The sequence below is a fragment of the Streptococcus sp. 68 genome, assembly GCF_013277415.1.
GTDB lineage: Bacteria > Bacillota > Bacilli > Lactobacillales > Streptococcaceae > Streptococcus.
Window position 1 is genome coordinate 177,146 of sequence record NZ_VMMX01000010.1, and the last position, 14,688, is coordinate 191,833.

The following is a 14,688-nucleotide window of genomic DNA, read 5'->3' on the forward strand; positions in this document are numbered from 1 at the left end:
AGTGTAGTGTACAAGAAATTTTTTTCTAAATTGAAATATAGCAATTTCCAGTCAAATAAATTGCATTCGTTTTCTCAAGCAGGTATACTAGTATGGATAAATAAAAAATTTAGAAAATTTAAGAATAGAAAAGAGAACAAATCTTATGGCAAAAGATATTCGTGTCTTACTTTACTACCTTTATACTCCAATTGAAAATGCAGAGCAATTTGCTGCAGACCACTTGGCTTTCTGTAAATCAATCGGCCTTAAAGGCCGTATCCTAGTCGCTGACGAGGGAATTAACGGAACAGTTTCAGGTGACTATGAAACAACTCAAAAATACATGGACTACGTTCACAGCATCCCAGGCATGGAAGACCTCTGGTTCAAAATTGACGAAGAAAGTGAACAAGCTTTCAAGAAGATGTTTGTTCGCTACAAGAAAGAGATTGTCCACCTTGGTTTGGAAGACAACGACTTTGACAATGACATTAACCCACTTGAAACAACAGGTGCTTACTTGTCTCCAAAAGAGTTCAAAGAAGCCCTTCTTGATAAAGATACCGTTGTCCTTGACACACGTAACGATTATGAGTACGACCTAGGACATTTCCGTGGGGCTATCCGACCAGACATCCGCAACTTCCGTGAATTGCCACAATGGGTTCGTGATAACAAGGAAAAATTCATGGACAAGCGTGTCGTGGTTTACTGTACAGGTGGCGTTCGCTGTGAGAAATTCTCAGGCTGGATGGTTCGTGAAGGTTACAAAGATGTTGGTCAATTGCACGGAGGAATCGCAACTTACGGTAAAGACCCAGAAGTCCAAGGTGAGCTTTGGGATGGGAAAATGTACGTCTTTGACGAGCGTATCGCCGTAGATGTCAACCATGTCAACCCAACTATCGTAGGGAAAGACTGGTTTGATGGAACACCATGTGAACGTTATGTCAACTGTGGAAATCCATTCTGTAATCGTCGCATCCTGACGTCAGAAGAAAATGAAGACAAGTACCTTCGTGGATGCTCACACGAGTGCCGTGTTCACCCACGTAACCGCTATGTTTCAGAAAATGAATTGACACAAGCTGAAGTGATCGAGCGCCTAGCCGCTATCGGTGAAAGCTTGGATCAAGCAGCTACTGTATAAGATCAAACAGTCCTCAGGGGCTGTTTTTCTATGCTTTGTACTCAAAAATCTAAAGTTTGTTTCTGTATCTTTCAGGAAAATAAGGTATACTGTATGTAAACGATTTCAAAGGAGCCCAGTTATGGCGAAAACATTTTTTATTCCAAATAAACAGAGCATTTTAGGAGAACAGGAGATTTTGACTGCCAAGTCGATCTTGGCCTTGGTAGATGGCTTGGAGTCACATAGCTATGATGCAGTCTATCTCCGTCAGCCTCTTAACCGTCTCGAATATATCGAGTGTGCGATAGTGGGGCAATCACAATTTCTCTTTAAAGTTAGCTATGCTGATGGTCAAAAGGCTTACCGTATCGATCTTCCTGACCTATTAACGAAGACAGACTGGCGGATTATCAAGTCGTTTTTAGATGCCCTGCTTGCTTATACAGGAACTGAGATTGAAGGACTAGATGGTTTTGATTTTGAAGCGTATTTCCAGGCAAGTATTCAAGCCTATCTAGCAGACACTGTAGCCCATTTTACGATTTGCCAAGGAATTTTTAATCCTGTTTTCTTTAGTCATGAGGATTTGAAAAGCTTTTTAGAGGAAGATGGCTTGGCTCAATTTGAAGCGCGTGTACGTGCGGTTCAAGAGACAGATGCCTACTTTGCAAGAGTTTCCTTCTATCAGGATGGAGGAGGGCAAGTGCATGGCGTTTACCATCTGGCTCAAGGAGTCAAGACAGTGTTGCCGAGAGAACCATTTGTTCCTGTAGCCTATATGGAGCAATTGGTGGATAAGGAAGTCCAGTGGGAAATCGACTTGGTTCAAATTACAGGAGATGGCTCTAAACCAGAAGACTATGAAGCCATCGCTCGCTTGGACTATGCAAAATTCCTAGAGTCATTACCATCAGAATCTTACCACCAACTAGATGCCAATCAATTAGAAATACAACCCATCTTAGACAAAGATTTTAAAGCATTAGCACAAGAAGAGTAAAGCAGAAGCAGGTCAATCGACTTGCTTTTTGATATATAAAAAATCCTGCCATGGAAGACAGGATTGCTACTCAATGAAAATCAAANNTTGTAGATAAGACTGACAAAGTCAGGAACATATATCTACGGTAAGGCGAAGCTGACGTGGTTTGAAGAGATTTTCGAATAGTATGAAGTTTAAAGAAAGGTTAAGATACGGAGATAATCCCCAATCAGTGCCACTTCAGCTACAAAGAAGAGGAGGATAATGACTCCGTTCACAAGGACAGATAAGAATAACTGATAGAAGGAGTCGGTTTCACTTGCTTGACTAGGTCTCGTAATGATATGGAGGCTAGCAAGCAGAATGATTCCAATGCTAATCACACACAAAAGGGCTGAAAATCGTAGGCTATCAAAGAAGGCAAAGAAACTAGCAATGGCAGTTAGGAAGATTGGAATTGCCAAGAGTTGACTATATTGTTGGAGAACCTTTTCTAGCGTCCAGTCCTTTTCTTGGTAGATAAATCGTCTCACAACGAAACTGCCCAAGAGGAATGAAAAGAAGAAGAGTGTTGTTGCTACTAGGATAGAGATAATCGAAAAGAGATTTAATGAAGCAAATTGTTCAGGGAAGTGATTATGCATAGTTGCTATATGTCCATAGTAAGCATGTTTGATGTGGTAGATACTAAAGAAAAAGGAAGATGCAGAAAACAGAATGAGCAAGAGAAAGGCTGTGTAGCTGTGTGTGCTACTTGTTTCAAGCTTGCTTGTAGGAGATTTGAGAGCCTCCACTAGCCAAGACCAAAAATCAAGCACTTGCTCTTTCCATCTATCCGTAGATTTTGGAGCTTGGTCGGGAATATAAGGACTTTCTAAGGATTTACTGAGAAGAAGTGGCTCTTTCGTAGTTGTTTTTTGCTGAGGAAGTGCTTCTGGACTCTCTTCAGCTATAGTGACTTTTTCTGTTTCTTTAGAAAGGTCTGGCTCTTCTTCAGTAGAATTAGATGCTTTCTTTTCTTCTATTTCTGTTCTCGCTTCACCGCCTTCAGGAGTTTCAATTTTCTCTTCTTGCTGGCTTTCCAATTCGACCTCAGCTTGAGAGACTTCCTCCTCTACTTGAGTATTTTTTTCAATTGGTGTATCGAGATCGGCTATCGTTTCTTCAGCCTTGTCTGCAACCTCTTGAGCTTGCTCTTCAGGCTTGTTCTTGCTTGTTGTTTTTACAAAATCATTACTTTCAAACCATTCTTGTTTCATGGTAGAACCTCCTTTTTAGTTAGATAAATATGCTTCCATAGTAGCAGATGTAAGCGTTTTTGTCAACGTCTGCTTGGTGTGGATATTAGCTCAATATCATCATCAGATCTCGCAATGAGTTGATTCTTGACATCGGTTTTTTCAGTTTTGTAAGGGTTGCTTAATTCCGTGCCTCTTGATTCAGGCTCTTCTCTTGTGAATTGGAAGATAGACCCATAGTTACTTGAGACGTCCCAATTAATTCGTTGGCTTTCTTTCTGGTCTAGGATGATTCGGAGATAATCTTTGGCAATCAGTTCAACCTTACCATGGACTTGGATATTTTCAGCGTGGAAGTGATTTTCTGTTGATTCTAGCTGACTATCTGTAAAATCTGTATCAAAGATATTGACGATATTGGGCGTTGTGAGTTTACTGTTTTTGATACGGCTTCCTTCAATTCGGAGGATATAGCTGTTTGTATTGAGGGTCGCATTTTCAAGGCTAGCATTTATGATGGTGGTTTGTCCGCGATTGGCTGAGATGTTGATCCCTTTTAGAGTTCTCCCTTTCGGTAGTCCGATGATGACATCATTAAAACGATTAGATGAACTACTTACAATATGGAGAATCCCATCAATTCCAGAAGAGATAAATGGACTTTCAGACAGTTTCTTATCAGTGAGACTCAGAGTTCTATCGTTCTGATTGGTGATAAGATCATGGTGAGCAGAAAGTGATGGATGGTAAGAAATGTGGATTTGATCATCGAAAGAGTCTGTGATGGTCAGCGCGTGTTGGTGGAGAGTAATCTCTAGGTTTTCGACTTCCTTACCAAAGGTCAGCTCTTCCATCCGACTATCATAGACAGGCTCCTTGGACATGGCAAGTAGGCTCTTAATCCCGTCAGATTGGATCCCTACAAAAAGCAGGATAAAGCCGATAACGGTAGTCACCACACCAAAAATGAGAAATCCTTTTGTCAATTTACGCATGCTGGTCACCTCTCTTTCCTTTTTTAAGAACAAATTGCACCAAGCGAACAATGAGTAGACCGAAGAAGCGGGCTACATAGGAAATACCTAGTAAGACTAGTGAAGAAGCACCGATAGCCAGTAAACCAGAACCAAAAATCAAGATAAAGGCTGGTTTGGCTTGGGCTAGGACAGTGAAACTTTCAACTAAAAATAGGAATCCGCCGATGATACCCAGTATGGAAACCGCAAAGAAAGCCAAGATGACAGTCAAGGCTGCCACAAGGATTGCGAACAGGGTCACGAGGATGGCGATTCCCAGAGGAATCCCGATGGGTGCTGCAAGGAGGGCTAATAAGGCGATATGCAAAATTTGTCGGTTATTTTTTTGAGCGGGTGCCTCATTGATTTTTTTATCGAGAAGATTAGAGAGGACTTCGTGGGCCGCTTCTTTGGGAGTTCCCAAGCTAGCGATAAGTTCTTCTTCTCCTTCGACTCCAGCATCATCAAAGAGTTCCCTGAAATAGTCCATGGCTTCAATTTGGTCAGCTTCAGGCAGTTTTTTGAGATAGAGTTCTAGCTGAGTCAGGTATTCAGTTCTTGTCATGGCGGATACTCCCTTCTATGATGCCATTGATGGTGTCTGTATAGAGTGCCCATTCATCTTTTAGGGTCACGAGCTGTTCTATACCACCATTTGTCAAGGAGTAGTATTTGCGCATGCGACCTTGGAACTCTCTAGAATAGGTTGTCAGAAAGCTATTGCCTTCCAATTTTTTGAGAATGGGATAGAGTGTGGATTCTTTGATATTAGCGATCAGCTTAATGGTTTGGCTAATCTCATAACCATAAGAATCCCCTTTTTCCAGTACGGCCAAGATGAGAAATTCAATCAAGGCAGAGGATGTTGGAAAGTACATGGGAAACCTCCTTTTCTAATGTGTAGGATTTTTATATATAATTTTTCTACACATACATTGTACATCTAAAAGAAAGCCCTGTCAAGAGAAATGTGTAAAATTTTTATATATAAAAAACTTCTAGGAAAAACTAGAAGTTTAGAGGATTTTATCAGCTCTGTCCACTGTAAAGAGGGCCACAGTCATCAGAATATCGACGAGCAAGAGGGCAGCTACAGCTGGTACCCAAGAGTGGAAAAGGTCAAAACTGTAACCAAAGAGGGTTGGCCCAAAGGCCGCTAGAATATAGCCTCCTGTTTGAGATAAGCCAGACAATTGGGCAGTCTTTTCAGGGGCGCTTGTCTTAAGTGAAAAGTTGACCATGAGATAGGGGAAGAGGGCGCTGGTTGCGGTTCCGATGAGGAGATGGATGGCAAGCCAGTAAATGAAATTACCGACTGGTAAAAAGAGCATGGAAATGCCGACCACACCAGCTAGTGAAACCAAAGTGAGCATGAGCTGACGGTTGCGAGTTGACAAGCTGGTTGTCAGGCTTGGGATGGTCATTGAAAAAGGAATGCTGATCAGCGAGAAGATAGATGTCAGCAAGCCAGCTTCGTGGCTGGATAGGCCTGCGTGGATAGCCATGGTAGGTAGCCAGGTCATAGCAGTGTAAAAGAGCAAGGATTGAAAACCTGCAAAGACAATCACTGCCCAGACCTGTTTATTACGCATGACCTTTGTTTGGCTTTTTTGTTTGGTTTGTGGAGCCAGTCTGTGATTGTAGCGGTGATTTGGGAGCCAGACCAAAAAAGTTGCTAGACAGAGTAGGGTGAGGAGGAGGATAAGTCCTTTCCAAGAACTGGCTTGTGTAATAGGCACAGCCAGATAGGAAGCCAGAGCTGTCGCAATCCCCATAGACGTTACATATAAGGTGGTCAGAAAACCAATTTTCTTTGGTTGATTGGCCTGAATAAGACTAGGAAGCAGCACATTGATGACTGCGATACTTGCCCCAACCATCAAGGTTCCTAGATAGAGCAGGGGCAGATTGATTAGTCGAATAAGTGAGCCAATGGTCAAGAAGAAGAGGCTGTAGGTAAAGAGATGCTCCAAGCCGATTTTCTGAGCCAGTCGGGTAGAAAATAGCGAGAAGAGGGTGAACATGAGGAGAGGCAGGCTGGTCAAGACACCAAGTGAACTAACTTCTACCCCCAGACCTTGCGAAATATCTCCCAAAATAATGGGTAAAACAGTAAAAGGAGTCCGCAAGGAAACACCAATCAGGATAATACCTGGAACAAAAAAGAGTGATTGCTTTTTCATAAAATACCTCTTCTAGCTGATTTTAATAACAGCTTATTTTAAGGCTTTTTCACTATAATGTCAAGTAAGGTTTCTGGCTTTCAAGATAAAAATGGGAAAGTCTTGAAAATTATGATAAAATAGTGGAAGGAAATCTATACATTGGAGAAAAACTGTGTCTGAAAAGCAAAAAATCAGCGTATTGATGTCGGTCTATATCAAGGAAAATCCGACATTTTTAAAGGATGCTATTGAGAGTGTTCAAAATCAGACCCTGAAACCGAGCGAGTTGGTTCTGGTTGAGGATGGACCTTTGACACCTGAGCTCTATCAGGTGTTAGACCAGGTGGAGGCTGAGTCTGAAATTCCAGTGAAACGCTGTCCTCTTGAGCAGAATCAAGGTTTGGGTCTGGCTCTTCGACAGGGTGTTTTGCAGTGTCAGTACGATATTATTGCCCGTATGGATACGGATGATATAGCTGTTCCAGATCGTTTTGAGAAACAGGTTCAGCTAATGGAGAAGGACAACCTCGACCTATTAGGTGGACATATTGCAGAGTTTATTGACAATCCTGATGAGATTGTTTCTTACCGTCGTGTGCCGACTCAACATGCAGATATTGTAGCTTATCAAAGGATGAGAAGTGCCTTTAACCACATGACTGTCATGTTCAAGAAGGATATGGTTCTCAAGGCAGGCAACTATGAGGATGGGCTTTATATGGAAGATGACCTCCTCTGGCTCAATATGATTGCTGCAGGAGCCAAGACTGGAAATTTGGATCAAATCTTGTGTAAGGTTCGTGTCGGGGCAGGGATGTTTGAGCGTCGTGGAGGACTGCGTTATCTCAAACTCTATCGTCAGGCTCGTCAACGAATGCTGAAGAGAGGGCAAATTTCTTACATGGAGTATGCCAAGAGTGTTGCGATTCAGATGGTAGTCGCCCTTTGTCCAGGATTTGTCAGACAGTTTATTTTTATGAAACTGTTACGAAAAAGCAAGTAAAAGATTGTAGCAAATCGTAAACTTTAGAAAAAGTGTTATAATAACAATATAATGCTCTTCGAAAATCAAATTCAAACCGCGTCAACGTCGCCTTGCCGTACTCAAGTACAGCCTGCGGCTAGTTTCCTAGTTTGCTCTTTGATTTTCATTGAGCATAATCATCCGGCTCTTTTAAGGAGGAGTAAATTTCTATGAATAAAAAACTCACAGATTATGTGATTGATCTGGTGGAAATTTTAAATAAACAACAAAAACAAGTCTTCTGGGGCATATTTGATATTTTCAGTATGGTGGTTTCCATCATTGTATCTTATATCTTATTTTACGGACTAATTAACCCAGCACCTGTTGACTACATTATCTATACGAGTTTGGCCTTCCTGTTCTATCAATTGATGATTGGATTTTGGGGGTTGAATGCTAGTATCAGTCGTTACAGCAAGATTACGGATTTCATGAAAATCTTTTTTGGTGTGACTGCCAGCAGTGTCTTGTCATATAGTATCTGCTATGCCTTCTTGCCACTCTTCTCCATCCGTTTCATCATTCTCTTTATCTTGTTGAGTACCTTCCTGATTTTATTGCCGCGGATTACTTGGCAGTTAATCTACTCTAGACGCAAAAAAGGCAGTGGTGATGGAGAACATCGTCGGACCTTCTTGATCGGTGCTGGTGATGGTGGGGCCCTTTTTATGGATAGTTACCAACATCCAACCAGTGATTTGGAACTTGTTGGTATTTTGGACAAGGATGCTAAGAAAAAGGGCCAAAAACTTGGTGGAATTCCTGTTTTGGGTTCATATGATGATCTGCCTGAATTAGCCAAACGTCATCAAATAGAGCGTGTTATCGTTGCGATTCCGTCGCTTGACCCGTCAGAATATGAACGTATCTTGCAGATGTGTAACAAACTGGGTGTCAAATGTTACAAGATGCCTAAAGTTGAAACGGTTGTTCAGGGACTTCACCAAGCAGGTGGAGGCTTCCAGAAGATTGATATCACAGACCTTTTGGGACGTCAGGAAATTCGTCTTGACGAATCGCGTCTGGGCGCAGAACTTACTGGAAAAACAATCTTGGTTACAGGTGCTGGTGGTTCAATTGGTTCTGAAATCTGTCGCCAAGTTAGTCGTTTCAATCCTGAACGCATCGTCTTGCTTGGTCACGGTGAAAATTCAATCTACCTTGTTTATCATGAATTGATTCGTAAGTTCCAAGGGATTGATTATGTACCAGTTATTGCCGATATTCAAGACTATGATCGTTTGTTGCAAGTCTTTGAGCAGTACAAGCCAGCTATTGTTTATCATGCGGCTGCCCACAAGCACGTTCCTATGATGGAGCGTAATCCAAAAGAAGCCTTTAAAAACAATATTCGTGGAACCTACAATGTTGCTAAGGCTGTTGATGAAGCCAAAGTACCTAAGATGGTTATGATTTCGACAGATAAGGCGGTCAATCCACCCAATGTTATGGGAGCAACCAAGCGTGTGGCTGAGTTGATTGTCACTGGTTTTAACCAACGTAGCCAATCAACCTACTGTGCAGTTCGTTTTGGGAATGTTCTTGGTAGCCGTGGTAGTGTTATTCCAGTCTTTGAACGTCAGATTGCTGAAGGTGGGCCTGTAACGGTGACAGACTTCCGCATGACCCGTTACTTTATGACCATTCCAGAAGCTAGTCGTCTGGTTATCCATGCTGGTGCGTATGCTAAAGATGGAGAAGTCTTTATCCTTGATATGGGCAAACCAGTCAAGATTTATGACTTGGCCAAGAAAATGGTCCTTCTAAGTGGCCACACCGAAAGCGAAATTCCAATCGTTGAAGTTGGAATCCGTCCAGGTGAAAAACTCTACGAAGAACTCTTGGTTTCGACCGAATTGGTTGATAACCAGGTTATGGATAAGATTTTCGTTGGTAAGGTTAATGTCATGCCTTTAGAATCCATCAATCAAAAAATTGAAGAGTTCCGCACTCTCAGTGGAGATGAGTTGAAGCAAGCCATTATCGCCTTTGCCAATCAAACAACCCACGTTGAATAAAAAAGAAAAACGCATATTATCAAGTTGTTCATAAGAACCTTGGTAATATGCGTGTTGTTATGTATAGATTGCCTCATTTTCTTCTGAAATGGAGTTGTTACCCAGTCTATGTTATTGAAAATACGCCAAAACCTCTAATGGTTTGTGGGCGATATAATCTGGTTGATAGTGTAGCAAGTCTGCTTGCTCTCCAAATCCCCAAGTGACGGCCAACTTCTGAATGCCTGTTTCTTGAGCTCCTAGCATATCAAACTTAGTATCTCCGATGATGATGGCTTGTTCTGGTGCTAGTTGATGTGTCTGCAAGGCTTGGCGAATGACATCTGCCTTCTGGGGTGCTTCAGGGCTGGAACCATAAATGCCATCAAAGAAATGATAGATGCCCAAGTTTTTAGTCATATCCTGAGCGGTTGGAGTATTCTTTGTAGTGGTGATGTAGAGTGGATAACTGCTCGATAACTCCTCAAGCAAGTCTACAATCTGAGGAAAGAGTTGAGCTTCATGGATGCCTTTTGCCTTGTAGTAAGAACGGTATATCTGCACGGCTTCAGAGATTTGTTCTTTAGGCAGGCAGGTCGTAAAACTACTTTCGAGAGGCGGTCCCATAAAACCACGAATCGTTTTGGCATCAGGGCTAGGCACTCCTAGCTCTTTAAAGGTATGGGTAAAGGCATTGTGAATCCCGATAGAACTGTCAACGAGGGTTCCATCCAGATCGAAAAAGATAGCTGTGATAGAGGTCATGGTTTCTCCTATTTGATAAGCTTATTCTCCGAAAATTTCTTTTTGGAGGCGACGACCAGTAGGGGTGGCCGCAAGTCCACCTTCAGCTGTTTCACGAAAGGCAGTTGGCATGCTTGAACCCACTTGGTACATGGCATCGATAACTTCATCCACAGGGATTTTAGATTCGATACCTGCCAGGGCCATGTCAGCTGCGATGAAGGCAAAGCTAGCTCCCATAGCATTGCGTTTGACACAGGGAACTTCGACCAAACCTGCAACAGGGTCACAGATGAGGCCCAGCATGTTTTTAATGACAAAGGCAATAGCTTGACTGGCTTGATAAGGTGTTCCACCTGCAGCCAGAGTCAAGGCGGCAGCACTCATAGCAGAGGCTGAACCAACTTCAGCTTGACACCCACCCTCAGCACCTGAGATAGAGGCATTGTTTGCGATGACTAGTCCAAAGGCACCAGCAGCAAAGAGGAAATCCAGTTGTTGCTCATGGCTGAGGTCTAATTTTTCAATAGCAGCAGTGAGAACGGAAGGGAGACAGCCAGCACTTCCAGCGGTCGGAGTGGCACAGACCAAGCCCATTTTGGCATTGTGTTCATTGACTGCGATGGCATTTCGGGCAGCCGAGAGAATCGTATAATCTGACAGAGTTTTTCCGTTTTTTATGTAGTGATCCAATTTGGCAGCATCTCCACCTGTCAGGCCACTACGAGATTTATTTTCATTGAGGCCGAGTTGGACAGAGGCTTTCATGACTTCCAGATTGCGTTCCATGAGAAGGAAGACTTCTTCACGTTCGCGACCGGTCAATTCAAACTCTGTTGTAATCATGAGTTCTGCGACATTTCCTTGAAAGTCTAGTTCTGCCTGCTCGACCAATTCTTTGATAGAATAAAACATGCTTCCTCCTATTTAAAGAAATTGACATTGTGGAGATGAGGGATTTTTCGAATTTCTTCGATAGCCTCATCACAGTTGCGACTGTCAACTTCGATAATCATAATGGCTTTTTCACCAGCTTTTTCACGAGTGACATTCATCTGGGCGATATTGATACCATAGCGTGAAAGGGCCTCCGTAACGAGGGCAATCATACCTGGAATATCTTGATGAACAATGATGATAGTCGGTGTATTCATATTGAGAGAGACGGCAAAGCCATTGAGTTCGGTTACCTGAATATTCCCTCCCCCGATAGAAATGCCAGTCACACTGATAGTTTTATGGGCATTTTTAACGGTAATTTTAGTGGTATTAGGATGCGGAGCATTGCTGTCTTTTTGAATAGTCCAGACAATCTTGATACCACGTTTGTGGGCAATCTCCAGACTGTTTGGGATTTCAGGATCATCTGTATCCATGCCCAAAATACCTGCAACAAGGGCTAGGTCTGTCCCGTGACCACGATAGGTCTTGGCAAATGAGTTAAAAAGTTGGAATTCGACTTCTGTCGGAGTATCATCAAAAATGGAAGAGACAATCTTCCCAATACGGACAGCACCAGCTGTATGGCTACTAGATGGGCCAATCATAACTGGTCCGATGATATCAAAGACAGATTGAAAACGAAGTGATTTCATCAGTTTCCCCTTATAAAAATTCTTATCTCTATTATATCAAAGAATGAGGGTCTTGGCTTTAATTGTGGATGAAAACCTTTTTACACTACAAATAGCATAAAAATAGTATCTTTTATGACAAAAAACACATTATTTAGGGAAATAAAAAATAATTTTGTAATATTTCTACATAAAAGTGTCAAGAAACGGTAATATTTAAAGGGTATGATAGAACTATAGAAAGAAGGAGAATTTTCAAATATGAAATCAACAACTAAAAAGATTAAAACAACTCTTGCAGGAGTAGCTGCCTTGTTTGCAGTATTTGCTCCATCATTTGTATCTGCTCAAGAATCATCAACTTACACTGTTAAAGAAGGTGATACACTTTCAGAAATCGCTGAAACTCACAACACAACTGTTGAGAAATTAGCAGAAAACAACCACATTGAAAACATTCATTTGATTTATGTTGGTCAAGAGTTGGTTATTGATGGCCCTGTAGCGCCTGCTTCAACACCAGCGCCAACGACTTATGCAGCTCCAGCAGCTCAAGATGAGGCTGTTTCAGCTACAGTGACAGAAACTACAGAAGTAGCAGAAGAAACTCCAGTAGTAAGTGAAACAGTAGCAGAAGAAACAGTTGCTTCAACTGTCAGCGGATCTGAAGCAGAAGCTAAAGAATGGATCGCTCAAAAAGAATCAGGCGGTAGCTACACAGCTACAAATGGACGTTACATCGGACGTTACCAATTGACAGATTCATACTTGAACGGTGACTACTCAGCTGAAAACCAAGAACGTGTAGCAGATGCCTACGTTGCAGGACGTTACGGTTCATGGACAGCCGCCAAAAACTTCTGGCTTAACAACGGCTGGTATTAAGAACTAACGAACAGAATAATATGAAAAGGTCGAGGAACTCCCTCGACTTTTTATCTTTTCTTCGATTGATAATAGATCTCCACTTCTTTTTTGAGATGAGACAGCATAGAAGTTTCCTCGGTCAGCTCCAGAAGGGAGAACCCTTTTTGGATAAGTCTAGCGTCATCCCTACAAATCCCGATACGGACATAGGCGATAGCCAAGCTATCATATTTTTTCTTTTTCTTGGCATCCTCTAGTAAAGTATCGCAGATTTGTTGGCATATGTTTTTATCTTGATTGTATAGATAGAGTGTGGAAAGGTTGAGTAGGATTGTCATTCGCAAGTCATATAAATGTTGATAGTTTTTATAGATTTCCAAGCGTTGCAATATTTTTCCAGTGATGAGATGGAGGTGTTCAATGGGAAAACTGAAAAGAATGGTATTGAGGATTTTCAGGTCACTCTCATACCATGTATCTTGTTTTTCAATTTTTTCCCAAAGTTTTGTGATAGTCTGTTTTACTTGGTCTGACAGTTGCTCTGTACCATGTTGACGGATATGAATGACAATTTCCAGCATATCCCTTATTTCTTCTATAGGCAGGTCGTAGTGGGTTTTGAGATAGTCTTGGCATGTTTCAAAAAAATGAACTAGACTACTACTACCAATTATAGAAGTCATATTGAGATAAGTTTGCATGATTTCTGTTCGTTGGCTCGGCTGATAGAGATGGCAGATGTAGTCAAACTCTTCAAAACTCATATTGATTTGACGGAGAAGAAATTCCATATTTTCATATTTTGGAGTTGCCTTGCCACTTTCAATCTTTGATAGGCTAGTTCTTGAGAGGACATTTCCACAGACCTCTTCTTGAGTCAAGCCTTTTGATTCACGTATTTCTTTATAGACCTTTCCAAAATCATAACGCATAATTTTCTCCTTTTCGTGAAAAAAGTTAACAAATAATAAAATCCAATTAAAAACATTGTATCATAATAACAGGAATAGTAAAAAAGAAAACTAAAATAATGTGTGAAAAAAGTTAACTAATTTTAAAATAGAGTAAAGAAGAGGTATACTGTAGATACAAAATACAGGGAGGAATAAAAAATGGAAGTTATAAATGTAAGTAAGCATTATGGTCATTCAATCATTCTCAAAGATATAAATTTTGCACTTAACAAGGGTGAAATTGTTGGTCTAGTAGGGAGAAATGGAGTTGGTAAGAGTACGTTGATGAAAATTCTTGTTCAGAATAATCAACCGACTTCAGGGAATATTATAAGTAGTGATAATGTTGGGTATTTAATCGAAGAACCAAAATTATTTTTATCTAAAACAGGTTTAGAGAATTTAAAATATTTGTCAAATTTATATGGTGTTGACTACAATCAAGAAAGATTTGGAAGTTTGATCCAAGAGTTAGATTTGACTCAGTCTATTAATAAAAAAGTAAAGACCTATTCTTTGGGTACAAAACAAAAATTAGCTTTGCTTCTAACTCTTGTTACGGAACCTGATATATTGATTTTAGATGAGCCGACTAATGGTTTAGATATTGAATCGTCACAAATAGTTTTAGCGGTTCTAAAAAATTTAGCTTTACATGAAAATGTGGGAATTTTAATATCGAGTCATAAATTAGAAGATATTGAAGAAATTTGTGAGAGGGTTCTTTTCTTGGAGAACGGGCTTTTGACATTTCAAAAAGTAGGAAAAGATAGTCATAATTGCTTGTTTGAGATAGCTTTTTCATCAGCTACAGATAGAGACATTTTCATTACCAAACAAGAATTTGGGGATATTGTTCAGGCAGAGGGACTGAAAATTACTATGTCTGGTAATATTCAAAGTAGTGAGCTTTTTAAATTTTTTAATGAAAACTCTATTAAAGTAGTTGATTTTGAAACTAAAAAAGAGACGCTTAAAGATATTTATCTAAATCGTTCAAAATAAAGGAAG

General features: G+C 40.9%; 15 protein-coding genes and 1 pseudogene. 7 read left to right on the forward strand and 9 right to left on the reverse strand.

The annotated features are described in order from the left end of the window. Nucleotides 1-145 precede the first annotated feature (145 nt). Both HT720_RS05580 and HT720_RS05585 read left to right on the forward strand, forming a co-directional pair. A complete protein-coding gene (locus tag HT720_RS05580) occupies nt 146-1,132 on the forward strand; it encodes a rhodanese-related sulfurtransferase (RefSeq protein ID WP_173253420.1) in 987 nt (328 codons plus the stop codon). A 121-nt stretch (nt 1,133-1,253) separates the two neighbouring features. Further along, nucleotides 1,254-2,114, forward strand: a complete 861-nt coding sequence (locus tag HT720_RS05585) for a DUF4299 family protein (protein WP_173253419.1) — start codon at nt 1,254-1,256, stop codon at nt 2,112-2,114. A 176-nt stretch (nt 2,115-2,290) separates the two neighbouring features. Here the strand turns inward: HT720_RS05585 and HT720_RS05590 are convergent, their stop codons facing one another. From HT720_RS05590 to HT720_RS05610, 5 genes are all read right to left on the reverse strand, one after another. Beyond that, nucleotides 2,291-3,355, reverse strand: coding sequence for a DUF6574 domain-containing protein (locus HT720_RS05590; protein WP_173274929.1), 1,065 nt, complete (start codon nt 3,353-3,355; stop codon nt 2,291-2,293). A 62-nt stretch (nt 3,356-3,417) separates the two neighbouring features. Beyond that, nucleotides 3,418-4,329 (reverse strand): DUF4097 domain-containing protein, encoded by a 912-nt coding sequence (locus HT720_RS05595; RefSeq protein WP_173274930.1) that lies wholly within the window; start codon nt 4,327-4,329, stop codon nt 3,418-3,420. Then, nucleotides 4,322-4,915, reverse strand: coding sequence for a DUF1700 domain-containing protein (locus HT720_RS05600; protein WP_172925421.1), 594 nt, complete (start codon nt 4,913-4,915; stop codon nt 4,322-4,324). Before HT720_RS05600 ends, HT720_RS05595 begins: the two co-directional genes overlap by 8 nt. Then, the gene (locus tag HT720_RS05605) at nt 4,902-5,228 is read right to left on the reverse strand and encodes a PadR family transcriptional regulator (protein WP_023941403.1); all 327 of its coding nucleotides are present in this window, start codon (nt 5,226-5,228) and stop codon (nt 4,902-4,904) included. Before HT720_RS05605 ends, HT720_RS05600 begins: the two co-directional genes overlap by 14 nt. 138 nt (nt 5,229-5,366) lie before the next feature. Next, nucleotides 5,367-6,533 carry an MFS transporter gene (locus HT720_RS05610; protein WP_173274931.1) on the reverse strand — a complete coding sequence of 389 codons (1,167 nt, stop codon included), beginning with the start codon at nt 6,531-6,533 and terminating at the stop codon, nt 5,367-5,369. 57 nt (nt 6,534-6,590) lie between these two features. Between HT720_RS05610 and HT720_RS10405 the strand changes: the two are divergent. The 3 genes and pseudogenes from HT720_RS10405 to HT720_RS05620 all read left to right on the forward strand — a co-directional run. After that, nucleotides 6,591-6,738 (forward strand): annotated as a pseudogene (locus HT720_RS10405) (glycosyltransferase family 2 protein); the annotation flags it as partial. After that, nucleotides 6,718-7,518 (forward strand): glycosyltransferase, encoded by an 801-nt coding sequence (locus tag HT720_RS05615; RefSeq protein ID WP_188111078.1) that lies wholly within the window; start codon nt 6,718-6,720, stop codon nt 7,516-7,518. The pseudogene HT720_RS10405 and the gene HT720_RS05615, both read left to right, overlap by 21 nt. Before the next feature lie 191 nt (nt 7,519-7,709). Beyond that, the gene (locus HT720_RS05620; protein WP_173274933.1) at nt 7,710-9,560 is read left to right on the forward strand and encodes a nucleoside-diphosphate sugar epimerase/dehydratase; all 1,851 of its coding nucleotides are present in this window, start codon (nt 7,710-7,712) and stop codon (nt 9,558-9,560) included. 111 nt (nt 9,561-9,671) lie between these two features. Here HT720_RS05620 and HT720_RS05625 read toward each other — a convergent pair whose 3' ends face one another. The 3 genes from HT720_RS05625 to sdaAB are packed head-to-tail and all read right to left on the reverse strand — an operon-like array spanning nt 9,672 to nt 11,878. Then, nucleotides 9,672-10,304 carry an HAD hydrolase-like protein gene (locus tag HT720_RS05625; protein WP_173274934.1) on the reverse strand — a complete coding sequence of 211 codons (633 nt, stop codon included), beginning with the start codon at nt 10,302-10,304 and terminating at the stop codon, nt 9,672-9,674. A gap of 21 nt (nt 10,305-10,325) precedes the next feature. Beyond that, complete coding sequence (sdaAA, locus tag HT720_RS05630) at nt 10,326-11,198, reverse strand: L-serine ammonia-lyase, iron-sulfur-dependent, subunit alpha (RefSeq protein WP_049521384.1); 873 nt, start codon at nt 11,196-11,198, stop codon at nt 10,326-10,328. A gap of 8 nt (nt 11,199-11,206) precedes the next feature. Further along, nucleotides 11,207-11,878 carry an L-serine ammonia-lyase, iron-sulfur-dependent subunit beta gene (gene sdaAB / locus HT720_RS05635; RefSeq protein WP_000838912.1) on the reverse strand — a complete coding sequence of 224 codons (672 nt, stop codon included), beginning with the start codon at nt 11,876-11,878 and terminating at the stop codon, nt 11,207-11,209. Nucleotides 11,879-12,118: 240 nt separating this feature from the next. On the opposite strand from sdaAB, the gene HT720_RS05640 reads away from it, so the two are divergent. Beyond that, nucleotides 12,119-12,742 carry a LysM domain-containing protein gene (locus HT720_RS05640; protein WP_023934467.1) on the forward strand — a complete coding sequence of 208 codons (624 nt, stop codon included), beginning with the start codon at nt 12,119-12,121 and terminating at the stop codon, nt 12,740-12,742. 50 nt (nt 12,743-12,792) lie between these two features. Here the strand turns inward: HT720_RS05640 and HT720_RS05645 are convergent, their stop codons facing one another. After that, entirely contained in the window at nt 12,793-13,656 is an 864-nt protein-coding gene (locus tag HT720_RS05645) for a helix-turn-helix transcriptional regulator (protein WP_049513032.1), read from the reverse strand. Between the two features lie 180 nt (nt 13,657-13,836). Here HT720_RS05645 and HT720_RS05650 point away from each other — a divergent pair, with 180 nt between their 5' ends. Beyond that, nucleotides 13,837-14,682, forward strand: a complete 846-nt coding sequence (locus HT720_RS05650) for an ABC transporter ATP-binding protein (protein ID WP_080976835.1) — start codon at nt 13,837-13,839, stop codon at nt 14,680-14,682. Nucleotides 14,683-14,688: the final 6 nt, after the last annotated feature.